Source organism: Paenibacillus ferrarius, assembly GCF_002027705.1.
GTDB lineage: Bacteria > Bacillota > Bacilli > Paenibacillales > NBRC-103111 > Paenibacillus_E > Paenibacillus_E ferrarius.
Genome location: NZ_MBTG01000001.1, coordinates 473082 through 495779 on the forward strand (window position 1 = coordinate 473082; position 22698 = coordinate 495779).

Sequence of the window (22698 nt, forward strand, 5' to 3'; positions counted from 1 at the left end):
TATAATGAGGAGGACGTAGCCCAAGCGAAAGCGCGGGAGCGTCTCTTTTTATTAAACTACCATGAAAGATCGATTAAGCTTTCATGCTCTTTGGTGCATCAATGAGATGCATGGATGAAAGGGCAGGGTGGCGCAGCCATTATACTTTGAAAATAAGATACAGTTCACCTCCCTATGTCTAACGGCAAGTTTTCTTTCGGAGCTTCAGATGTGACGCCGTAAACGTTTCTCAATTCATTACACTGTGGATTCACGGAATGGAATGAACTACGTCTTCTACGACAGGGTGAGCAAGCCGCCGGCGATTGATCGAATCGATTTGGGACTATGAAAGAAACTCCGAAAACCCACTACATTCAAGGGTTTTCGGAGTTCTTTTTTTAGAGTCAACCCTGAGCAAGGCTGGTCTTCATTTCATGGATTTTTTGGAACGTATGGACAGACTTCATCTTCTCATCATCGTCCTCTGCGCGGAGATACCACTCCACGAGCCTGTATCCGAATACGAGAAGGATTAGCTCGTAGACGCAATGATCAGCGATAGGGGATACTTCCGTATACTCCGAAAAGCCTTTGTAATACGCAGGGACACATCGGTGGTAGTATTCGACCATGTGATCGATATCCGCTTCATCCGCAATCAGGCTTGCGAGATCCTCGCCCAAGTAGCCCCATCCGCATGTATCCCAGTCGATGAGCGCGATTTTCCCATCGGCATAGATCAGGTTGGTCACCCAGAAATCCCGATGGCATAGAACGAGGGGCAATTTTTCAATGCGGGCGAGTATCTCGTCTGCGTTCTCATCAATGTCGATGAGCATTTGCCGAACGTGTTGCGGGAATTCGCAGTCATCTGAGCGTATATAATCGTAGACGAACGGCCATGACCGGTAATGCAGATACGTATTCTTCATAAAATCCGCATGGCTCAAGTTGGTCAGCCTTTGCAGCACAACGGGCTGCTCCACATACAGCTTGCCTTGATAACGACCTAACTCCAGCGCTGCCTGTTCATACATGTCACCGGTCAAGTCTAAGCCAGATACGCCATCGATATATTCCAGCCACAGCTGGAATTCATTTTCTTCGGCATTGATCTCTGCATGATAACATGTCGGCCAGCGGAAGGCATCCGAGAACGTCGCTCCCAAGTCAGATGCATAGAGATCATATTCCCGGCGCCATGAACCCAGATCACCGTAACGCTCCCATTTCTTCTGAATTTTTAGCACGATACGGTACGGTAATTTTTCGCCATCCGCGGATTCGGCAATCCCCGTTACCAGGCGCACATTTCCTACAGTTCCGCCCTGTAACAGCTTGGTTTGGCAGTCGGCGGAGATGATATCCTTCTTGAACCGTTGGTTTAAGGAATAGATCAGCGTTTCGAGTTTAATATTCATTTCTTCATTCCTCCATTTTTCTTCTTTTGCTTGCTCCATGTGGTGTTCGTTTTGTTGCGATCCCTCTTGCCGATGACGGAGCTCGTTTTATCCTGAACATACTTGTTCTCATGCTGCTGGGCAACATAATGCGCCCATCGTTCACGCGGCAACGAACCGTCAGCAAGTCCGGCGAGAACGGCACAGCCTGGCTCGGCCTGATGGCGGCAATCTGTAAATCGGCATTGATGGAACCATTCTTCCACATCGGTAAAGCTTACGCGAATGCCTTGGTCGGCATCAAAAAGCCCAAGCTCACGCATACCCGGCGTATCGATGACCATTGAACCGGAGGGGAGCAAGAACAGCTGACGATGCGTTGTCGTATGCCGCCCCCGACTGTCCACCTCCCGGATCGCTTGAACCTTCATAACGTCCTGTTCGATCAACGCATTGAGTAGAGACGATTTACCAACGCCGGACATGCCGAGAAAGACGACTGTTTTACCAGGCATCAAGTAGGGAGCGAGTTCATTCAGTCCCAATCTTGTATGACTGCAGATCGCGTGAACCGGCACATCAGAGATGCTTTGTGTGATAGCTGTGAGCGGGAGATTATAATTTTCAACAAGATCAACCTTGGTCAGAATGACGACCGGCTGGCCGCCACTCTGCCAGGCTTGTGTCAGGTACCGCATGATGCGAGTAACGTTAAAATCCCAATTTAGAGAAGAAAGGATAAACACGTAGTCAAAGTTGGTTGCAACGACTTGTTCCAGCACGGTTTTGGCATAGCCTGCAGCATGCCCTGAGTAATCCGCGCGTGAGAACTTGGAGCGGCGAGGCAGTACTTTAACGATAAGAGAATCTCCACTCTCATTGTAGTGTAGTAAGACAAAATCACCGACGCACGGAAAGTCTACATGAGTTTCCACCTTGCGATAAAACGCACCTTTGAGTACCGCCGTTACTTCGCCGCGCTCGGTCATAACCGTGAAGCGCTCGCGCCGAAGCTCCGTCACCCTGCCGGGCAATAATCCATCGGAGATTGCTTCTACTCCTGTGTAGCCATAGGTTTTCAAATCTATCATTGTTTTTGTGTTAGCTCCTTTAATATTGTTTTTTGGACGCAAAAATGCCACGGACAAGCAGCCTCTAAAGAAGCTGCTGTCGCGCGGCATCAAGACGCAAAAAGATACGACCTGCATCGTATCCTTCAAACAGCAATATTCACGAAAGGTTACTTTGGATGGCATACCAAATAAAACGGGCATTTTCCCCCTTTTTTCGCGCATGCCAACTATTCAGTTTCTAAGACCAAACCACCATATAAGTAGTTGCCATTTAAAAACATCTCCCTTCGTGTCAGGAACTTGCTTATCACTAAGCTGTCTATAAAATAACCTTATTTGGAAAAAAAATCAATGCCGAATACGGTTAAACGTAAATTATCCTACCACTTATCATAAGCTTAGCATATTTACAGCTCTCTCGACGCTCCAATAACCCATGCTTTAATCGTAGTGAAGTGTGAGAGAAAGAATTGCTGTGGGTGAGTCAATAATTATTCGGGATGGTATATTTCAGAGATCGGCGAAATTGCAGAAAGCGAAAAAATTCATTGTATACTCGTAATTTAAATATACAACTAACATGAAATAACTAACTTTAATGCTCTGTGGTGCAAATATCAAATGCATGGAAGGCTAACGGGTAACGTTCAATAAATTGGCTTTTACCACTTTTGAGTAAAATTTTCTAAGTACTACACTACATTAGACTAGCAATGGCATTGTCTTAACAAAACCTTCAGAAAAAAGGGCGTAACTTTTCACATGTTCGCTCGTCTATCTTTTAAAAGGAAATATCTGGGAGTTGGAGTTTGCAAATGAAACGAAGGTATTTGTATGCCGTGTTGCACTTAGCACTTATGCTGGCTACTATTGTATACGCGTCACCAGCGAGCGCCAATTTACCTATTTCCAGCCTGGTGGTGCTTAAGGGTGTGCCAATATACGACGATAATCGCGATACAGAGCATCAGGTTGGGGTGATTTCCGCAACACAGGAAGTTATTGTCAAGGAAACGGTGCCGAAATGGGACGAGAATGAGGAAATCAAATGGTTTCTAGTTGAGACGTGGCTTGGCGACAAGTGGATTCAAGCTAGTGATAAGGTGGCAACTGGCGGCTATCGCCAATTGGATCGCGTCATCACTTTGGTGCAGGATACTGCGCTTTTTGATCTGCAAAAAGACGAGATCCAAACGGGTATGACGATCAAACCGCAAAAGGTAAAGGTTGTTGGAATTTATAACACGTTCAATTATCGGGTATCCAACGCGACATCGGTCGGTTTGAGCACCCTAAACTGGTATCAGATTGAAACGGAGTTCGGCGTCAAATGGATTCTCGAACCCTTTATTTGGGAAGATGTGAAGGAGGCGGACGTTTCGTTCGATGTTATACTTTCGAAAGCTGCAAGCATGTATCCGTATCCGCTGGCTGTTAAGGAGCAGGAGGAAATGGTTGATCCTGGCAAATTCCCTGCCAAGGCATTATGGATGAAGGGCGGAAGGCCATTCGAAAACACCATTTGGTTGAAGGTAGCGCTGCCACACAAAGAAAGATGGTTACTGCTGGACAATGACATCAGCATGCAGGTTACGCTGCATACGGAGACACGAAAGTTCAGCGCACCCTACGAGCAGTTTGAGCAAACCGACTTGCTGCAGCCCGGTACCTATACGATTTTTACTAACTTGGGAGAATGGTCTTGTGTCGAGACAGATTCAGGAAAGTTTTGGATTCGCACGAACAGCGCAATGCAGGGTGCTTAAATTACTATAATAATAGGGATTCAGTGGCTGGCTCAATTTCAACGAACAGGAAGTAGGCAAACGATGCCCTTTACCTTCGCACACCCGACGTATGCTTTTCCCTTAAAATTCATTAGCCCAAGATGGTTTAGTTTAACTGGCCTTGTGCTGGGGAGTATGGCCCCTGATTTTGAATATTTTCTCGCTTTGGAACCGTATCAGACGATTGGCCACTCGTTTGCGGGATTTTTCCTTCAGGGGATCCCGTTATGTTTGTTGTTTGCATATCTTTTTCACACTTTTGTTAAGGAATCACTCGTGCTGCACCTGCCATCTATCTTAGACATTAATCGTAGAGGGTACAGCCTTTTATCCTCATGGGGTTTACCAACGCTTTCGGCTTTCTCTCACACATAGCGCTCGATGCATTCACGCATGAGGGCGGTTATATGGTTCGGCATCTTATCATTTTGCAGTCTATTGTTGTTTGGAACCTGCCGGTCTATAAAATATTGCAGCATACACTATCGATGATAGGAATAACGATTGTAGTTGTCGTCATAGGATTGGCGCTTTACAAGACAGTATCCGATAAAAAAACGCTTCCAACAGTTACGTACAAACAGAAGCTGTATTATTGGAGTTTTGCCGTGATGGGCGCAGTCTTCGTTACAGTGTGCAAGCTAATATTTACCTCAAGCGGCAATATCATCGGAATCTTGGTCGTAGCGCCAATTACCGGCTTCTGTTTAGGAATACTTCTGACATCCTTATTTTGGAACACAAAGAGAAATCGGACAAGGGAGGCAGTCGATGGTTAACGGATCTGCGGCTTCGATCAGCTAACGGACGGCAGTTTTTCTTGTTGTTATTGGAATAAATCGAAACTCAATGAAGCATTACATTATCAATAAATATCAACATCCCAAGGGGCAGCCGACTAAAACCGGCTGCCTTTCCCTGTTAACGGGCAGCAGTTTAGTTCTGGAAAAATCAGGGTCTCGATTATCTTTCCCTATGTGGAACAGAATAAAGATTCATGATATCCTTTTATTCGTCCAAGAAATTAAATTAATTGAATCGTCGATTGGGGAGGACGTTGTGTGAAACAATTGGTCACGGCGAATCTCGCTGATGAATTTATAAAAAATCAAAAGGTATTAACCGCTATCGGGAATGAGACCAGGCAAGCCATCCTTTTGGCCATGATTCAAGGACAACAAGAGCCAGGAATGCGTGTGGGCGAGATTAAGGAAGAAACCCATCTTTCCCGTCCAGCTGTATCCCATCATTTGAGAATATTGAAAGAAGCACAAATTATAAGCGTTCGTAAAGAAGGGACTATTAACTATTATCGTCTGGACACCAAAAGCAAGCTTAGTTTACTAAAAAATTTGGTGGAACAAATCGAGATACTACTTTCTCAATGCGAATAAACCGCGTTTCAGCAAGGGAGGGGACGAAAATGAACAATGTCATCGAAGCAGTGAATGGAATTAAAATTCCCCAAGTGGGCTTTGGCGTGTATAAAATAAAAAAAGGAAAAGAATTTGAAAGGGCGATTCATGAGGCTATTCAAGTTGGTTATCGTCATTTCGATACAGCTAAAATATACGGAAATGAAGAAGCCTTAGGACGAGAACTTCAAAAAAGTGGGATTCCTCGTGAACAATTTTTTATTACCTCAAAAGTTTGGACCACTGACCTCGGATATGAGGAGACCAAAAAAGCCTTTGAACAAACCTGTAAAAAACTGAATGTAACGTATCTTGATATGTACCTTATTCATTTTGCTGGTCCTCTTTATCTGGAGGCATGGAGGGCTATGGAAGAGTTATATTCGGAAGGGAAAATAAAGGTGATCGGTGTTGCGAATTTTGAGATTCACCACCTTGAGCATATAATGAAGCACGCCGTAATTCCGCCAATGATTAATCAAATCGAGACTCATCCGGAATTTCCGCAAAATGAAATGCACGAATATCTGGCACGGCATCGGATTCTACATGAAGCTTGGGGACCGTTGGGGCAAGGAAATAAAGCGTTATTTGACCATCCGGAGTTAACCGAAATTGCCTTTAATCACAAAAAGTCGGTGGCACAAGTCATCTTGCGATGGCATCTTCAAAGGGGGACTATTGTAATCCCTAAATCCTCAAACCCCCGAAGAATAAAAGAAAACAGTGAGATATTCAATTTTGAATTAGCAGAAATAGAAATGAAAAAAATAGATCGATTGAATACGGGCAAAAGGTATTCGGTAAATCCGACTGGTTATATGGTTAATCCATTTTATATAAAAATGATGAAGCTTTTTATAAAATAAATCCCCTAGCCAATGTGAAAACAAAGAATACGATGGGCTTCAGCACAGGAGCTCCTCATCGATCGATGGTTCCTTAATATGCACCATAACTCTGACCAGATACTCCTCCGGATTTTGTAGCGACACCTCATCCTGCAAATACTCCTCGTAAGCATCACCAATTACAACATATTGTTTCTTCTCCATGTAATCAAAAATTTGCGGATAGATTTTATCTGTATCTCCGTAATCCGCCCGGGTGTACGAAACCAAGTAGAATCCCTCCGGCATATATTCTTGTTCATGAAAATGAGTTTCAATGCGACTAAACATATGGGATACCATATCTCCGTCTTTCTTAAGTAAATCCTCCTTTTTAACAATAACGCCATTTGGATATCCAATTGGCGCATTCTCCCTCTGCAGACGCAGTTGAAAATCATCCCAGAGATCTTCGGGAAATTGCTTCTTGGATGCGTGAACGCGGCAACTCAACAGTACAGGAACCCTAGATTGCCGGATCACCTGCATATAGCTTGTGTTTACATGGATCGAATGTTCAATATTCTCAGCTCGCATGCTGATCATTTGCCCTATTCGCTCAAGCCTGGCGATCTGCAATTGGATAACCTCTTCCTGTTTTCGTAGAAATTCAAGTGTACTGGCAGGAGTTCGATGGCTCAGATGCTCTCGAATTTCCTCAAGAGACATGCCAAACTCCTTGAAGACATGAATCATTCCGATCGTATCCAACTGACTGCGATAGTAATAGCGATACCCGTTGTCAGCAACAAATGCCGGCTTGAACAGCCCAATACGATCATAGTAAATCAGTGTTTTGCGTGGAACATCTGACATTTTGGAAAAAGTACTTATGGATAGCATTTCGGTTTGATTCATGGCTGCCTCCCAAAAATAGAAAAACGGTATTGACTGTATAGTTACTATACAGTTTATGATAACATCTATTGAGACACTTCATCAACATGCTGAAAAAAAGTTTTTAATCACAAAAGAGGAGAATGTGTATGTTGGAAAATGTTTCAAAGTGTGAGGGAGTACAAGAAGAATGCATGCCTGAATCCACTATAAGTCGAAGGAGACGAACTACCCATGCAAATGATGGAAACTGATCGATTGAGGTTAAGAAATTTTTACGTGATGGATGCTCAGGCATTTTTGGAATATGCGGCTAATCCCAGAGTGAACTGCTTCCTTAGTGATAAAGTTTCGACAATGGAAGAAGCAGCTTTAAAGCTTCAAAATAGAAGCTGTGAAGACTCATATATTGCAGTCTGCCTGAAAGAGAGCAATGCACTAATAGGAGAACTATTTTATCTGCAGGAAGAACCTGATACGTTTAACATTGGATGGAATTTCAATGCAAGATATGAAGGAATGGGATATGCTCGTGAAAGCGTGGAAGCTTTTTTAAATTATCTCTTTACGCAAAAAGAAGCCAGAAGGCTGTATGCGTATGTCGAGGATGATAACTTAAGATCACAAAAACTATGTGAAAAATTAGATATGCGCAAAGAAGGTTGTTTTATAGAATTTGTTTCTTTTACTGAATACGAAGATGGGACACCCAAATATGAAAACACCTTCCAATATGCATTGTTAAAAAGAGAGTGGCTCCAAAAGCATTCAAACCGGACTTGTTTTGAGTAGTGTGCAAGAACAGGGGCTATTTGATGTTTACTCAGAATTTCAACCACCGGAGAAGGCGTAACTGTTCCTGGGCAGTTGGTACTACTGGGCGACGCACAGCCAAATCCCTGATATGGTTAAAAGATGTCGTTGAGTATAATTCCAGGAAAACAGAAAAAGTTGAGTACTTCAAAGGGGCTCTAAAGTATAGTCGTCACATCACGTGAAAACACCTCTGAAAAAGTAGTTTAGTTATATGAATTGTGTAAATATTCTATTTTTAAAATAAAATTTATATAATATAATTTCAGAATAAAATTAGTTTTGTAAAACAGGACAGGTGAAGTATTTTTCAAAGGCGTCATACCGACAATGCGTTTGAACACTTGAATGAAGTATGAAGTGTTAGGAATAATCTCAAAGCAATGAGTTCAATTTGCATCTTCGATCCAACTGCATGTTCATTTCAGCGCATATCGAAGTTAGTGATTGATTTTGACGGGGAATAAGCACTGGCTCTGGGCAGAAAGCCGTAAATTCTATCGGCCAGAAAATTACACATTGAAATACATATTCACAAAATCCGTATTTTATACATATGTATCCCAAGGTCTATCAACTCTTAATTTGGATTCTGTTTCTGTCGGACGACACAAACATTATCCCCATAAACGACACAAACATTGTCCGATTATTTTTTCTTATTTCATTTCTTTCCCCGTACCACGCGTTCGCCGCTTAAAAAACTACAATAAGCATTTTTATTAGCTGTATTAGCTGCTGCATTATTATTCTTAAACCAATAGAATTCAATTTTGTCTCCAGCAGCTTGTTGAGGAAAATAATAAAACACACACGGTATTGATATTACCTCTTTTGGTATATTAGTTAGAATACTTTTGCCCAGTTTAATTCTTTCAATATTTGATTTAACATATTGCAGGATATCAAAAAATGATGTTAAAGCTATTGTATTAATAAAATGATTTAGTATCCACGTTAAGGGGTTAAGGATGGGATGGGGATGATTAAGGAGATTGCATATGATGATGATTTACACTTATTGCTACTGAAAGTTAACAATTAAAAATGGCAATATAAAAGACGACCTCCTCTAAATGCACTGGAAGCAAACAGGTGTTCCTATTTTTGGGAACACAATCTAACTATATCATTCGTTCAACCACAAATTCAATGGTGGTTTTTTTTGCGTTTAAGAAAAGAATAATGAAGAGAACCGAAGGCGATGTGCTCTCGGTTCTTTTTTGATGAGGATATAACGTAGAGATTATATATTTTACATTTGTGAATTCTGTAGCCGCTCATACTCTCTGAGGGGTTATTTGCGTTGTTAGCGATACAGCGGCGGACAAAAAGAACCTTGCGAGGGTTAGTCGCAAGGCGATTCAAAATTTTCACTGGGTAGAGTACTTGAATTCTTTCCATACTTCATTATCAGTTTTTATATTCTTTTGTATATCCTCATAATTAATCTCAAATTCCGCATGATCGCCTATAACATGTGCAATTTCTACGCTAATCACTAATGAATCTTCAGTCAAGTATGTCTTAATCTCAGACTCAATCGAATCTGCATTGTTTAACATTTCTATCCATTCTTCATTGGTGTATCTCTCAAGCGCATCTCTTTGTTCTAAAATGGTTGATTTTAGCCTTCCTTTTTTAAATTTTATTACAAAATCTTCATCAATATTAATAAAGTCTTTTAATTTCAAAGCGATTTCTTTTTTCATATCAATATTCGTAGTGTAGAACTGGTCTACAGGATGCGCTGCACCTTCATAATAACTATATCCAGAATATTGAATACTCATAAGGTTTTTGCTTTTCCATGTAATGCGATAATTAATATCCCAGCTTAAACTATTAATTTCTTCCTGCGAAAAATCCTTCAAATAGCCATATGCATTATCTTTTATTATCTGGTTAATTTTATTTTGCTTAACTTTATCACTTAAATTATTAATCTGTGGATATTGTATTTTAATGTTATTATTCGTATAGATATCTGTTACAATTTTATAATCTGTGCGGTTTGAAACATCTGATTCATCGTTACCTCCGTCCGTTTTCTCTTTTGTATAGGCTAGAGGATCTGGTGTTGATTTTGATGTTACTGTTGTAGTACTAATGATTTGATTATAAGCATTAATATCCTTATCAGTGCCACATGCTACCGCTAACGAAGAAAAGAGTATTAAAAGAACTGTCAAAATACTTATTTTCACTTAAAATGCCCCTTTCTAATGTTTTAGCTAATAATGATAGTTTTTATGTTAACTTTTCAAAATCCTAAAAGGGTCGCTGTAATTAATTAACTCAATTTGAATGCTTAATATGCTTAACCCACTTTTTAGGAAACAAATTATTTAACATTTTCACTCACAATTTTATATGCCTTTTGTCTCTCAGACCAGCCGTTAGGTAACCCATTTATATTTTTCCCATTTACTTTTATAGAGACAGTCAAAATCGCGGAATCCCCCTTATCGGCAGTAGGGTTAATATTCTTATATTCGCTCCAAAAATATCCTGCTGCCTCCCACGGGTAGTTATTAGCAACATAAGAATAGCCATCATCTAAGATTTTTGGATCAAGTGCTCTTTCAGAAAATTTTTCATAAACATCTTTACCTGTTATTTGGATATATCCTGCACCTCTATATTTCGACCCATCTCCAGGCTTTGAGTTTCCATTACGGTTATCGTACTGTTTAAAGTACACCTCTTCAGGGTCATTATACATCTCGGTCAGTCTAGCTCCGTATGCCGATTCAACCAAAGTCTGAGCAAGAAAGTGTCTAATTCTTGCAGTTGTAGTAATATTGTATTTTTCTAATGTAAGATTTAAACTATTTACCATACTAACATTAACATTTTTAAAACCAATGTTTTTGAGCTGATTAGCAGTAACGTAAGTTTTTATGTTGTCATTTGATGGTAATTTAATTGGATCACATTCAACCTTCTGAATCACATGTTCTATGCCCTGAAGGATCAGTCCGAGTTAACGGATTATTCTCCACATACGTATACAAATTCAAACTGAGCGGATTATCAATCTGCCCTTCATACGTATCCTTATTAATAAACCGCCCCACACTTGGATCATACCATCTAGCCCTCAAATATTGCAGCCCAACCTTATCATCCATCATCTCGCCGCTATAACGGAACGGCTGCGCTACTGCTTCTTGCGTCGTAATCGGATTGCCCCACATGTCATAGGTATACGTATTTAGCGTATTACTTGATGCGTCTGTTAATCCCACAACATCGCCATGCCCGTTCTATCTTTGATATCTTTGTATGGATAAAAAGAAGGAATTCTATTTTCTGGAGCGTCTAAAGTAATAGATTGCCCACAGAATAGCATTCCTGAATCCTCTGAGATAGCGGTAGATGAATAAAGAGCCTGCCGCTACCACAAACAGTCCCCAAAATGAGAATAGCTTCAATTTGTTCGTTCCTTTCAGCAATAGCAAGATACTTCCATCTTACCATTCCAACTCACTTCCGTCTGCACTGGCATCACTATGAGGGGTTATTTGCGTTGTTAACGATACAGCGGCGGACAAAAAAGAAACCTTGAAAGGCTCGAAGCCAGTCAAGGTCTCTAGTAATCAACAAAGGTTAATAATACTCAACCCATACTTCTCCATCTATTAATTGCACCTGATGAAGTAATTCAAATATGCTTTGATAGACAGTTAGTGTCTCTTGATCTAATTCTGTTTTATTGACACTTTGAAGATTGTTCAACGCATCGCCTAAATCAGGTATTCTCCATGGCGTCTCTTCAAACCAACCAGTATCCGTATGATAGTAATATGAGAGCCCACTCCAACCGTTTTTAGTAGGTTGTATAGCCGCCATAATTGAATCAAAATAACCAATCCAAGCCTTAAGCTGAACTTTTTGACCATCGAAATTTTCGAAATAGAAGATGATCTCCGGTTCACCCTCATAACCAGTATAAAAGTCTTTAACTTTTTCCATTGAGACACCTCCTTTTCTTATGGAGCAGGCCAATGACCTGAATCTAAGAGCGTTTGTTGTTCAGGCGTCGCTACTCCATTTTGTCTCGCACTTACCGCATCTTGCCACTCTTTGCCGGTTGCTCAGGGATATCCTTCAACATAAAGGAAACGAAAGCATCTTCATCTTGAAACTGAAGCGCTTTATTGCACTTCTTTTCGAAACCAATTGTAGATGAAGGTTTGCCGCTCAAGGTACGACCACAAACCGATCCCGCATAAGCTCCAGCGAAAAGTTCTAAGTGATCGGGCAACTGAAGTAATTTATTGTAAACGGAGTTGTACAAGTGTCTGGCACCCTCCTCTGCTGTACCAGCAAGTTCCGTCCGGCCAACATCACCGACCATCAGCGTGTGCCCAGTAATGAGGAACCAAGGCTCCTCGCCTCGTACCCGATCCGTTACAATGATGGAAATATGCTCTGGTGTATGACCTGGTGTGTGAAGAAATTTGAGAATGGTGTTTCCTGCTACAATCTCATCACCATCTTTAACAGGCATAAAATCAAAATTAGTTTCTGCCGACTGATGCAGCACATACTTAGCCCCAGTTTTTCGAGCTAACTCCCTTGCTCCTGAAATATGATCCGCATGTAGGTGTGTATCAATGACATAACTGATATCCATTTTCATGTTTTGTGCTTCCTGCACATAAAAATCCACCTGATCTTCCATCGGATCAACAACCACGCCTTGAGATTGACTTCCACAACCGAAATAATACGAGGCTGCAATAGGGTTACGATGTAAATATTGTCAAAAGATCATATCCATCTTCCTTTCTAATCACGAATTCGTTCTATTATCAATGCACAGGCCCTGTCTATTTCATTCACAGTTGTATAGCGCCCAATTGAAAACCGCACAGTACCAACAGCAACTTCCTGAGATAACTTCATAGCCTTTAGTACAGGTGATATCTCTATACTTCCCGTATGGCATGCTGAACCGGTGGTGGCAGCAATTTCTGGGATCTTTGCTAAAATCTCTTGTCCAATCATGCCAATAAAACTGACGTTTAACGTATTTGGCAATCGCTTGTCTGGATGTCCGTTCATAACAATGCGATCTTTAAATGCATCCGATAACTTTTTCCAAAATAGGTTCGATAATGTCTGGATTTCCTGATGATGATCATTTCTTCTGTAAGCCAATTCTGCTGATTTCCCTAGACCTACGATGAAAGGCACATTCTCGGTACCTGCTCTTCTACCCACTTCATGACTGGCTCCGTGATTGTGTGGAGTAATCACAGTTCCTTCTTTAATGATTAAGGCACCAACGCCTTTAGGAGCGTAGAGTTTATGACCGGCAACTGTAAGCAGATTCACATTCATTTCATCCCAATTAACATCGATTTTCCCTATAGATTGCGCCGCATCGGTATGTAGAATGATTCCTCTTCTACTTGTGATTTCAGCAATTTCCTGGAGGGGTTGGACTGTTCCTACTTCATTGTTAGCATGCATAATAGACATAAGAATTGTATCCTTCGTTATTGCTGCAGCAAGATCTGAGAGGTCCACCAACCCATACGCATCCACATCTAAATAAGTAACCTTAGCTCCGATGGATTCAAGAAATACGCACGGATTAAGAACAGAAGGATGTTCAACTTTTGTTGTAATGATGTGATTCCCGCGATGTCTATTGGCAAAATAGGCTCCCTTGATAGCATGATTATTGGATTCGCTACCACCACTGGTGAAGACGATTTCGCTTGTTTTGCAATTTAGTAACGTAGCAATGCGCTGTCTGGCAAGATCGATGGCCACTTTAATCTTCTCAGAAGCCCAATGAGAGGAAGATGGATTACCATAGTAGCTCGTTAGAAATGGTAACATTTCCTCCAAAACTTCCGGATCAATCGGCGTGCTTGCATTATAGTCAAGATAGATGCGATTCTGTTCTGTCTCATTTAGCCTTGTTGCCATTCATACACTCCCTCTTCGACGCGAAATGCTTGATAACCATGTTCGTTTAAATAGCGTGCTGCCTGAGCGGCATATACACAATAAGGTCCACGACAATATGCAGCGATATGAATGTTTAGTGGCAATGTGCTCATTATATCTTCTAGATCACTTAGCGGAATTGAAATCGCACCAGGAATATGGGCAGCTTCAAATTCTTCTTTTGGGCGTACATCAATCAATATCACACTGCCGTTATTCATTTTTTCCTTCAACTCGTTTAAGTCTAAGGTTTGGACATCTTGAAATTGATCAGACAATGACTCTTTCAACGTGCGGATATCAGCCGACTGTGACTCTGCAACATGCCACAGTGCATGAAGAAGCTCGGCAATGACGGGGCTGGCAAGCTCGTAGTAAATATAAGTCCCTTGTTTACGATTTTTGACAAGTCGCGATTCAACTAAGACTTGAAGGTGTTTAGATATATTGGCAAGGCCACTTCCTGTTGTCGCGGCAAGATGCTCCACTGATTTGGGGCCTTGCGAGAGTAAATGAAGTAGTTCCAACCTTTTGTCACTTGATAGTGACTTTCCCACTTTGGCAATATGCTGATATAAGCTATCCTTGAATGCTCTACTTCCAGCCTCTATATGTTCCATGGACCCTCCACATATTCAACTTATTAGTTGAATAGTAAAATATATTGTGTTATTTGTCAACGGCTACCTAACACAAACAATCATGTTCATTTAAAATAAAGTTTGGACTGACACAATAAATAAAACCGCGGTAGCCTTGGACGTAGAAAAACGTCCTATACTACCGCGGTTTTATTAAATTATTATTTCTCGTTAGTAACTGCATTATTATAATATCGATCAAAGTCGCAGCATTAGTGTACTTCTACTACCACGCTACCGAATAGTTTTTCATCTATATAAGCTTCTAATCTCCATAGACCTTTTGAAGGTAACGACATCGTTGTCGGCATTTTACCTACTTTTTCATTATCTTTAATAGCAGTATTTGGAATACCAATTCCACCCTCAAAAACAGTAACTTTTTCTCCTGTTTGTTTGCTAACTCCGATTATCTTTACTTTTTCACCAAACAATTTCTGTGTTTCTTCTGGTGTATCAGCCCAAAAATGCCACATATATTTTTGTTTTTTTCCAGGATATAACCGAACTACCTCTGAATCGTTATAAATAAATCCAATTTTTCTTTGTTCTCCTATCAACATATAATCGTCAGTTTTAAACATGCTGCTTACTTTCCAGTTCTCGTCTAATACGTTTGGACTTTCTTTGATCACTACGTTGGAATCAGTTTTAGAACAACCAATTAAGAAAATCAGTAAAACTAAATAACCTAATCTCAAAACCATAATGTCACCTCCTATAAATAGACGAAAATTTATCCACTAGCATGTTCAAAACTTATCACAATACCCAATTTTTAACAATAAAAAATTCACACTGCTCCCGTTATCTTAATGACAGATCGTCAGTTTAATACTATTTTTTGTGGTCTTATTATCTTCACTGAAGAACTCAATCTAGGATTGAGTTCTTATTTGGTGATGCCCACACCAGATGAATGGTGTTATATAGATACCTTTCCACACGGTGAATACTTACTTTTGACTTCGCGAGAATATCCATGATATCCCGATCGAGATGACAACCCACTAATCGGTTGAACATAGGCTCTATTAACTTTTGGGTTCTATTAATCCATCGATTCGAACTAAGACCATGCTCCATTAACAGTATTTGGCCACCTGGTTTGCAAAATGAGTTTAATGATTCCAATACTTGAACAGGATTGTCATAGCCGCAAAAAGATAATGTGGATACGATTGTATCAAATGAGTTCTCTGGAAACGAGAGTGATTCAATGTCTGATTGCATGAACGTCGCCCGAATTCCACTCTCTGCCGCAGAAACTTTGGCTTTGGACAACATTTCACTACTAAAGTCTACAGCTGTCACCTCAACATCTTTAGGGTAAAAATTAAAATTTGCTCCAGCACCGACGGCAATCTCCAGTACCTTTCCCTTTGCGCTGCCTAGCAATGTGGATCGCCATCTACGCTCAGATTGTTTCTTTCTTCTCATCTCATATATGTTGGATTGTTTATCGAATTTACGGATTAATTTTTCTTTACTCACAGCACACCTCCATTAAACGAATGAATCCAAAAAAATGGAGTGCCCAACCGTTGCCAGTTTGCACTCCATTTATCAATCTAAGATTACGTGTAATTTAAATGTTTGTTTTCTACATCTACTGATTTTAAATATTCTTTCACAGCTACTACCGCTTCATCTATCGTGTTTGCTCGAATCGTGATGATTTCTTGTTCGTATTTATTCATAGCGTGTTCATATCGCGGATCATAATAATGCTCCAATAAGAGACTAACTGCCTTCTCAAATTGATCTTCATGGAGAGCTATTTCAATCTCTTTCGCGATTGGTGTGTGGATTCGGTTCTTTATACGACTGAAGGATTTAAGCAACTCTACCTTGTTTTCCAAAGGTCGATAATTCTCAATGATATGACGAGCACGCTCACGAATAGGCATCTCAATGTAAAGTTGTGGACCTGTATCCTTTTTGCTAACAATGAACTCAGGAATGACCGCTTTTCCAATCCGCTTACTTTCTCCCTCAATCAGAAAATAGGGTGAATCCTTCAACTGAAGAAGGTTAGTAACGAGATGGGCTTCAAATGTCTTCTGATTGTTTGCTTGGAGGCCGACATGACCGAAAATTGAACCTCGATGCCCTGCAAGAGCTTCTAAATCCAGTACAGGATATCCATCTTCTTGTAAACGTCTTAATATCGCTGTTTTTCCTGCTCCTGTATTCCCCGAAATCACACATACGCGAGGTTTGAAATCCATCTTCTCAAGCGTATCAACTACCCATCTACGATAGGAACGAAAGCCTCCTGTTAAACGGTAGGTTCGGATACCCATTAACGCTAGAACTGTAGCAGAAGAATGACTTCTCATACCACCGCGCCAACAGAAAACCGCTTTCTGTTCTTTGATCCCTTCAAACGTTTTTATAAAAGCCGGCAATTTGGCCGATATGATCTCCAGACCTCTATCTTTAGCAGCCTGAACACTCACTTGTTTATATATGGTTCCAATTTCTGCACGTTCGTTATCATCAAAAAATGGAATGTTTATGCTTCCTGGAATCGTCGCGTCCTGAAACTCGGAAGGCGAACGAACGTCGATCATAACTAACTCTTTTTTGTCTCTAAGAGCTAATAATTCTTCTATGGTGATGTCTTGAAACAATGAATTTCGCCCCTTTGAAGTTTTCAAAAGAAAACTAGCATAGCATTAGCTTAAATGACCACAATACGGCCCGAATGTTCTTCTGTGATTTCCCCGATCATACTTGCATCGACCCCAGCAAGTTTCAACTTACTAAGCAATTCATCAGCCTGGTCTCCAGCCACGGAAATTAGAAGGCCTCCGGATGTCACTGCATCACATAAGATCCATTGACCGATCTGATCTAACGTATCCGGGAAAGTAACTGAATTCTGTACATGGGCGAAATTATTCTTTGTGCCCCCAGGAACAAAACCTTCTTCAGCCAACTCCCTTACTCTCGGCAATAAAGGCACATCATTAGCGATAAGGCGAATGCCGACTCCGCTACCTTTTGCCATTTCCAGAGAGTGTCCGATCAAGCCAAAACCGGTAACATCTGTGCAAGCATGCACCTCAAATGGTTCCATCGTCTCTGCAGCCGCTTTATTCAGTGTAGCCATGACCTGTGTTACTCGCTCTACTTCCTGATCATTTAATCTATCCTTCTTAATCGAAGTGGTCAAAATACCTACACCAATTGGCTTCGTCAGAATCAATTTATCTCCTGGAATCGCTCCTGCATTAGTACGTATCTTCTGAGGATGTACCAACCCGGTAACAGCAAGTCCGAATTTAGGCTCGTTATCGTCAATGGAATGTCCGCCTACGAGTGTAATACCGGCTTCCTTCATTTTATCGCCTGCGCCACGTAATATGTCAGCTAACACATCTTTGTCCAATGTTCGAATTGGAAATGCTACGATATTTAGCGCGGTAAGCGGCCTGCCTCCCATGGCATAAATATCACTAATCGCATTCGCAGCAGCTACTTGTCCGAACGAATAGGGATCATCCACGATAGGGGTGAAAAAATCTACCGTTTGCACAAGCGCGAGCTCATCGCTTAGTTTATAAACACCGGCATCATCACTGGTGTCAATGCCCACAAGAAGGTTTGGGTTTGGAAGAGCTGGAGGTAATTTCTTAATTACTTCTGAAAGATCTGCTGGACCAATTTTACAGCCGCATCCACCCTTGGTTGAATAGGATGTAAGCTTAATTTTATCAGTTGTTGACATTGTGTGCCTCTTCCTTTCTTAAATCAGCAGGAAATATGGTTTATATTTAAAATTATCTTCTTCTCGATATGATACCATCATAACCTATTTACCTGACCATAATCTAATCTAAGGTAAAACAAAAAACTTCAGCTATCAGAGAAGTTAGTTGAAGCTTTCTGTATAGTTTATTGCAATTTCCGCACTGAGTAGATCATCAAGTGGAATCCAATCAATCCCATCTTCGTGTGATACTTTTAATCTTCTAAATTCCTGATCAATTTGAGTAATTAGACCTGTAATCTGCCGGTCACCATTTTCATCATATATTTTCAAAATAATAAATTTCTGGTCTTGAAGAGCTTCACTAAGAACTTTTGCTAATTTTTCATTCTCTCGATTAGCACTACTTTTCATTTCCTCACACCTTCACAAGAACAATGGTTCGTAAAAATAGTATACTCTTGTTATTCCATGAGGTAAAGGTATGTTTAATTCAAATGTACGCCAAAAAATCGAAAGCGATTTTAGCTGAGCTTTTGATTTTTTTGGATTCCCCTCTTCTCAAGACAATCGAATATATCCATTTGATTTTCATTTCTATGTTATAATCATAACAAGATAAATCGACTGGCAAACCAGAGATTAGCACTTGTGCTAATCTCTTTATTTTGTATTGGAGGGATTTTAAATGACGGAAAAAAAGAGTATCAATCCTTGCACGAAGATCGAATCTTTATTGGAAGCGCTGGGGATGTAACCAGATTGATCGAAGAAGAGCAGTGTGACGTAATTGTAGACTTGCGGGCAGAAGTGGAAGAAATCAGCTTACCGGAGTACGTTGAACGTATTCACATCCCACTAATTGATCAGCAAGAAAGTCAGGAAGAGCAGATTCTCAGCGCGGCGAACGAGGTGGTTCGTCATTATCGCGAGGGAAAAAAAGTAGCGCTACACTGTGCTGCTGGACGAAGTCGTACGGGAAGTGTAGCGATTGTAACACTATTAAGCTTAGGATTATTTTCAGATATTGAAGATAATTATTTCCTTGTTTTCTACACTAACTTTAGTCTGCAACAATAATGATTCGTGGAACCACGCCTCATCTAGTTGATTGGTACTATGCATATGTTAAATGCTTGCAATTTGAGACTGAATCTCTGGAACAGGCTCAGCTGACATTGTTAGTACAGCCAATTTCGCTTGTTCGGATATCGTGACAAGGCATCCATAAGCTTGAGCCAATACTTGACGTAAAGGTATTCTGTACTCATTCTGAAGCAACAAATCAAACTTTTCTAAGGTTTTATTTAATAAATCAACATCAGTTGTATCATCGTAATAAAGAAGTCCGCAAATGGTAATGCCAGCATTAATAAGCGATTCATTTGGAGATTCTATAAGATCTATTGCTTTAGAATGTACGTTTCGAGTTCCGATCTTTTTGGCAAGACCAATAGCAACTGATATTATAAGCCAAAAAGACTTAAGTGATGGAGTTGTTGTCCATGTTTCTAGCAGCTCTTCACCAACCTTCGGGCGTATTTTTGAAAGCAATTCCAAAGCTTTTGCCAAATTGTTATTATTAAAAATAGAAATCTCGGCACCATGTAGATCTTCCAAAAAGTTCGCGATTATTTTCATTTCCAGATAAAGATAGGGAAGAGCAAAAGTTACCAATTGTAGTAGTATCCATTGCTCCCGTTGCGTTACTGTTTTTAAAATGGGAACAATTGATTCTAAAAGTTCTATCCCGTATTGACGACTCAATACAATTACAAGCATTACTTCTGTATGACGCATTATATCAAATTCTAAATACTCTAATTGCAGTTGTACTAGCTCAACCCAGAACCTATCCCTTTGCTCCCATAAGCTTTCAAATCGTGACGAGATTAATGCCTTAGCCAAAAAAAATGCAAAATGTTGAGAATCCTTGAATGACAAGCCCTCATGAGTCTGGACAAGAATTTTCACTTGGATGGCTAATGTAACCTCTTCACTATCTATTTCAGCTGACAGAGGAGGAATCTTTGGAGCTTTGGTACTGTACATACGATGTGCGATTTCACTGAGTACTAACTCACATTTTGGATGAGCCATTGAAAACTTCTCGAGTGCGTCTAACTTTAGTTGATCAATTTCGAACATAGCAGCCATCCAACTCCTCAGCAGCTTGATTGTAATAAACAAACTAATAATTAATATAGTAAAATAATACCATATACAAGAGTTTTACTGATAGATGCAAGTAATATAGGGACTACGTTTACTTTAAGAATTCAATTTAATATTTACTAAATTTATTCTATCCCCCGTCCAATAAAAACAAAGCAAAACACCGCCTTATTTAGCGATATTTTGCTTCCATACACAATTATACTCTCTTTAGTTTACAGCTACTCTTCCTCGCCTAGTCAGCATATTTGTTCTTGTCACCTTAACCACAAAACACCAATTTTATTTTCAGAGCAGACTACATTATGACCTATGTCTTGTTCGTTCAACACATTTCCTTACTTTTTCTACCCAATTGAATAAAGAACGGATTTAAAGCAATTTATTAATTTTGTATTCCGCTTCCATTAAAGATTTTCTCGCCTGCTAGAGATATTTACGAGCTTCGTCACTGTCTCCTTTTGAAAGACTTACTTGGGAATGTTTAATTGTTAAAATTATTTCGCTTAAGGTGTATATAGCGACTTCCCTGCTAGTCATTATTATGACTCCCCCAATATTCACTAAACTCCTAAAGAGCTGCCGCGGGTACTAAATACCATCTCGGCAACAGCGATAAAAGACGCTAACAAAGAAATCACAAATAAAAATCAGAATGTACACAAAAAAATTGAAGTTGCGTAATGCAACTTCAATTTTTTTGTGAATTCATCGGCAATCGGAACAAATTCTTGACATAGAGAAATGACAAGAATTTGTTCCGATAAAATAAAAAAACCACAGTTTCTGTGGATGCTTATCGGTCTATTTTCTTGTCACTCGACAGCTTGCTAATGTCGGATTCTCGTAAAAATAAAACAAAAGCAACTGTTGCAGAATAATTTCCGTGATTTTCTACTTTTAATTAATGTTTCCCCGCTGATTTAATTTATCTTCAATAGAAATAAAAAACGCTTGGAATTATTCCAAGCGCCTTTTCTCAATTATGGATTTTATTTTCTCCAAGTCTTTACGATTTGCCCTTTTTATCATCAACGACATAAACGGAGAAAACAGCATCGAAAATCCAGCCGGATTACCTTTGTTTCTTAGTGTCATCCGAGTCAAATTGTCTCCTTTGGCTTCCCAAGTATAGGTGGTTTCCATAGGGAAGGGGCCGTCGTCCGTACGCATGACGAGTATTTCACCAGGAACATATTGTGTAATTTGATACACATAAGCAAGTTCTCTACCTAGAAAGCTGGCCTTAAAAGCAATCTTAGAACCAAGAGCTAGCGGTTTCGGCGTTTGCCATTGGGCTGATTGAATATTTACATACCATTCAGGTGCACGATCGGGATTAGCCGCATATTCAGCAACAACGGCTAGTGGACAATTGATGGTAATCTCAGTGAATACATCGACCATTAGGCTAATAGCTTCTCGATGGGCTGCCAGTAGTTTGTATGCCAACCGGATGCGAGATGCTCACCCGTTCCGTCTGGGAAACTGGAATGCTCAAATAGAAGTACCGTTTCTGAACCTTGAGCCTTCAACTCAAATTTGACGATAGAATACAAACCTTCTTCCCAATTCGCCACCCGCCAAGCCTGTACAACACGCTTGTTTGGCACCAACTCAATATTGCGCCCCAGTATCATTCCGCCAAAGCAGGAAAAAGTTCCGCCTTCCTCAGCATGAATAACTGTCGCGGCTCCTCCGGTTGCTTGACTAAATAGCTCACTGCTAGTTAGGATGTTATACACTCGTTCAGGCGCAGCTTGGAAGCTAACTTCTTGACGAATCACGCTGTTCATGATTAAGCACCTGCCTTTAACTGCTCATCCTTGCTTAAGAGCCATTGTTCCAGCATCTCGACAGTCATGCTTTTCAACATATCCCCGTGATCGTGAATGGCGTGATGCCACATGGCCGCCTCTACTTGATAGTTATTTTCACCTTTAGTTGTAAAACCGCAATTGCAAGATAATGTTTTCATAACAATATTTCGTCTCCTC

General features: G+C 40.4%; 24 protein-coding genes and 1 pseudogene. 6 read left to right on the plus strand and 19 right to left on the minus strand.

Features of this window, described 5'->3' with window-relative positions:
* Positions 1-386: 386 nt before the first annotated feature.
* Together BC351_RS02670 and rsgA are read right to left on the minus strand one after the other, a co-directional pair.
* Complete coding sequence (locus BC351_RS02670) at positions 387-1403, minus strand: aminoglycoside phosphotransferase family protein (RefSeq protein ID WP_079409149.1); 1017 nt, start codon at positions 1401-1403, stop codon at positions 387-389.
* Positions 1400-2656, minus strand: coding sequence for a ribosome small subunit-dependent GTPase A (gene rsgA, locus BC351_RS02675; protein ID WP_244208859.1), 1257 nt, complete (start codon positions 2654-2656; stop codon positions 1400-1402). Before rsgA ends, BC351_RS02670 begins: the two co-directional genes overlap by 4 nt.
* Before the next feature lie 614 nt (positions 2657-3270).
* On the opposite strand from rsgA, the gene BC351_RS02680 reads away from it, so the two are divergent.
* The 4 genes and pseudogenes from BC351_RS02680 (at position 3271) to BC351_RS02705 (ending at position 6526) form a co-directional block, all read left to right on the plus strand.
* Positions 3271-4221, plus strand: coding sequence for a hypothetical protein (locus BC351_RS02680; protein ID WP_079409150.1), 951 nt, complete (start codon positions 3271-3273; stop codon positions 4219-4221).
* A gap of 63 nt (positions 4222-4284) precedes the next feature.
* Positions 4285-5021, plus strand: a pseudogene (locus BC351_RS44235) (DUF4184 family protein).
* A 282-nt stretch (positions 5022-5303) separates the two neighbouring features.
* Positions 5304-5636 (plus strand): ArsR/SmtB family transcription factor, encoded by a 333-nt coding sequence (locus BC351_RS02700; RefSeq protein ID WP_079409154.1) that lies wholly within the window; start codon positions 5304-5306, stop codon positions 5634-5636.
* A 29-nt stretch (positions 5637-5665) separates the two neighbouring features.
* Entirely contained in the window at positions 5666-6526 is an 861-nt protein-coding gene (locus tag BC351_RS02705; RefSeq protein ID WP_079409155.1) for an aldo/keto reductase, read from the plus strand.
* Between the two features lie 39 nt (positions 6527-6565).
* Here BC351_RS02705 and BC351_RS02710 read toward each other — a convergent pair whose 3' ends face one another.
* Positions 6566-7405 carry a MerR family transcriptional regulator gene (locus BC351_RS02710; RefSeq protein ID WP_079409156.1) on the minus strand — a complete coding sequence of 280 codons (840 nt, stop codon included), beginning with the start codon at positions 7403-7405 and terminating at the stop codon, positions 6566-6568.
* 213 nt (positions 7406-7618) lie between these two features.
* Here BC351_RS02710 and BC351_RS02715 point away from each other — a divergent pair, with 213 nt between their 5' ends.
* A complete protein-coding gene (locus BC351_RS02715) occupies positions 7619-8176 on the plus strand; it encodes a GNAT family N-acetyltransferase (RefSeq protein WP_079409157.1) in 558 nt (185 codons plus the stop codon).
* A 1394-nt stretch (positions 8177-9570) separates the two neighbouring features.
* Here the strand turns inward: BC351_RS02715 and BC351_RS02720 are convergent.
* The 12 genes from BC351_RS02720 to BC351_RS02775 form a co-directional block, all read right to left on the minus strand.
* On the minus strand, positions 9571-10404 hold the full coding sequence (locus BC351_RS02720; RefSeq protein ID WP_079409158.1) for a PdaC/SigV domain-containing protein: 834 nt from the start codon (positions 10402-10404) through the stop codon (positions 9571-9573).
* Between the two features lie 137 nt (positions 10405-10541).
* Positions 10542-11153: a hypothetical protein gene (locus BC351_RS02725; protein WP_079409159.1), complete on the minus strand. Its 612-nt coding sequence runs from the start codon at positions 11151-11153 to the stop codon at positions 10542-10544.
* The gene (locus BC351_RS02730; RefSeq protein WP_341865967.1) at positions 11137-11448 is read right to left on the minus strand and encodes an RHS repeat-associated core domain-containing protein; all 312 of its coding nucleotides are present in this window, start codon (positions 11446-11448) and stop codon (positions 11137-11139) included. Before BC351_RS02730 ends, BC351_RS02725 begins: the two co-directional genes overlap by 17 nt.
* A 361-nt stretch (positions 11449-11809) precedes the next feature.
* Positions 11810-12175 carry a hypothetical protein gene (locus BC351_RS02735; protein WP_079409160.1) on the minus strand — a complete coding sequence of 122 codons (366 nt, stop codon included), beginning with the start codon at positions 12173-12175 and terminating at the stop codon, positions 11810-11812.
* Between the two features lie 91 nt (positions 12176-12266).
* A complete protein-coding gene (locus BC351_RS02740) occupies positions 12267-12887 on the minus strand; it encodes an MBL fold metallo-hydrolase (protein WP_244208860.1) in 621 nt (206 codons plus the stop codon).
* Positions 12888-12994: 107 nt separating this feature from the next.
* The gene (locus BC351_RS02745; protein ID WP_079409161.1) at positions 12995-14146 is read right to left on the minus strand and encodes a cysteine desulfurase family protein; all 1152 of its coding nucleotides are present in this window, start codon (positions 14144-14146) and stop codon (positions 12995-12997) included.
* Positions 14131-14787 (minus strand): ArsR/SmtB family transcription factor, encoded by a 657-nt coding sequence (locus BC351_RS02750; RefSeq protein WP_079409162.1) that lies wholly within the window; start codon positions 14785-14787, stop codon positions 14131-14133. Before BC351_RS02750 ends, BC351_RS02745 begins: the two co-directional genes overlap by 16 nt.
* A 233-nt stretch (positions 14788-15020) precedes the next feature.
* Complete coding sequence (locus tag BC351_RS02755; protein WP_144028245.1) at positions 15021-15515, minus strand: DUF4871 domain-containing protein; 495 nt, start codon at positions 15513-15515, stop codon at positions 15021-15023.
* Positions 15516-15681: 166 nt separating this feature from the next.
* A complete protein-coding gene (locus tag BC351_RS02760; RefSeq protein WP_079409164.1) occupies positions 15682-16302 on the minus strand; it encodes a class I SAM-dependent methyltransferase in 621 nt (206 codons plus the stop codon).
* An 83-nt stretch (positions 16303-16385) separates the two neighbouring features.
* A complete protein-coding gene (gene mnmH / locus BC351_RS02765; RefSeq protein ID WP_079409165.1) occupies positions 16386-17444 on the minus strand; it encodes a tRNA 2-selenouridine(34) synthase MnmH in 1059 nt (352 codons plus the stop codon).
* 50 nt (positions 17445-17494) lie between these two features.
* A complete protein-coding gene (gene selD / locus BC351_RS02770) occupies positions 17495-18544 on the minus strand; it encodes a selenide, water dikinase SelD (protein ID WP_079409166.1) in 1050 nt (349 codons plus the stop codon).
* Positions 18545-18688: 144 nt separating this feature from the next.
* Entirely contained in the window at positions 18689-18940 is a 252-nt protein-coding gene (locus tag BC351_RS02775; RefSeq protein WP_079409167.1) for a YolD-like family protein, read from the minus strand.
* Between the two features lie 237 nt (positions 18941-19177).
* On the opposite strand from BC351_RS02775, the gene BC351_RS02780 reads away from it, so the two are divergent.
* Entirely contained in the window at positions 19178-19606 is a 429-nt protein-coding gene (locus BC351_RS02780) for a protein-tyrosine phosphatase family protein (protein WP_279628298.1), read from the plus strand.
* Positions 19607-19654: 48 nt separating this feature from the next.
* On the opposite strand, the gene BC351_RS02785 is transcribed toward BC351_RS02780, so the two are convergent.
* From BC351_RS02785 to BC351_RS02800, 4 genes are all read right to left on the minus strand, one after another.
* The gene (locus BC351_RS02785; RefSeq protein ID WP_079409169.1) at positions 19655-20674 is read right to left on the minus strand and encodes a hypothetical protein; all 1020 of its coding nucleotides are present in this window, start codon (positions 20672-20674) and stop codon (positions 19655-19657) included.
* Between the two features lie 987 nt (positions 20675-21661).
* Positions 21662-22108 (minus strand): SRPBCC family protein, encoded by a 447-nt coding sequence (locus BC351_RS02790; protein WP_079409170.1) that lies wholly within the window; start codon positions 22106-22108, stop codon positions 21662-21664.
* Positions 22108-22497: an SRPBCC domain-containing protein gene (locus BC351_RS02795; RefSeq protein WP_079409171.1), complete on the minus strand. Its 390-nt coding sequence runs from the start codon at positions 22495-22497 to the stop codon at positions 22108-22110. Before BC351_RS02795 ends, BC351_RS02790 begins: the two co-directional genes overlap by 1 nt.
* Before the next feature lie 2 nt (positions 22498-22499).
* A complete protein-coding gene (locus tag BC351_RS02800) occupies positions 22500-22679 on the minus strand; it encodes a DUF1059 domain-containing protein (RefSeq protein WP_079409172.1) in 180 nt (59 codons plus the stop codon).
* Positions 22680-22698 lie beyond the last annotated feature (19 nt).

Coding starts and splice junctions, on each gene's coding strand:
- BC351_RS02705 (WP_079409155.1), top strand. CDS start 5,666: ATGAACAATGTCATCGAAGCAGTGAATGGAATTAAAATTCCCCAAGTG.
- rsgA (WP_244208859.1), bottom strand. CDS start 2,656: ATGCCCGTTTTATTTGGTATGCCATCCAAAGTAACCTTTCGTGAATAT.
- BC351_RS02790 (WP_079409170.1), bottom strand. CDS start 22,108: ATGGTCGATGTATTCACTGAGATTACCATCAATTGTCCACTAGCCGTT.
- BC351_RS02745 (WP_079409161.1), bottom strand. CDS start 14,146: ATGGCAACAAGGCTAAATGAGACAGAACAGAATCGCATCTATCTTGAC.
- BC351_RS02775 (WP_079409167.1), bottom strand. CDS start 18,940: ATGAAAAGTAGTGCTAATCGAGAGAATGAAAAATTAGCAAAAGTTCTT.
- BC351_RS02755 (WP_144028245.1), bottom strand. CDS start 15,515: ATGGTTTTGAGATTAGGTTATTTAGTTTTACTGATTTTCTTAATTGGT.
- BC351_RS02735 (WP_079409160.1), bottom strand. CDS start 12,175: ATGGAAAAAGTTAAAGACTTTTATACTGGTTATGAGGGTGAACCGGAG.
- BC351_RS02740 (WP_244208860.1), bottom strand. CDS start 12,887: ATGGAAGATCAGGTGGATTTTTATGTGCAGGAAGCACAAAACATGAAA.
- BC351_RS02785 (WP_079409169.1), bottom strand. CDS start 20,674: ATGTTCGAAATTGATCAACTAAAGTTAGACGCACTCGAGAAGTTTTCA.
- BC351_RS02670 (WP_079409149.1), bottom strand. CDS start 1,403: ATGAATATTAAACTCGAAACGCTGATCTATTCCTTAAACCAACGGTTC.
- selD (WP_079409166.1), bottom strand. CDS start 18,544: ATGTCAACAACTGATAAAATTAAGCTTACATCCTATTCAACCAAGGGT.
- BC351_RS02795 (WP_079409171.1), bottom strand. CDS start 22,497: ATGAACAGCGTGATTCGTCAAGAAGTTAGCTTCCAAGCTGCGCCTGAA.
- BC351_RS02710 (WP_079409156.1), bottom strand. CDS start 7,405: ATGAATCAAACCGAAATGCTATCCATAAGTACTTTTTCCAAAATGTCA.
- BC351_RS02800 (WP_079409172.1), bottom strand. CDS start 22,679: ATGAAAACATTATCTTGCAATTGCGGTTTTACAACTAAAGGTGAAAAT.
- BC351_RS02750 (WP_079409162.1), bottom strand. CDS start 14,787: ATGGAACATATAGAGGCTGGAAGTAGAGCATTCAAGGATAGCTTATAT.
- BC351_RS02715 (WP_079409157.1), top strand. CDS start 7,619: ATGCAAATGATGGAAACTGATCGATTGAGGTTAAGAAATTTTTACGTG.
- BC351_RS02680 (WP_079409150.1), top strand. CDS start 3,271: ATGAAACGAAGGTATTTGTATGCCGTGTTGCACTTAGCACTTATGCTG.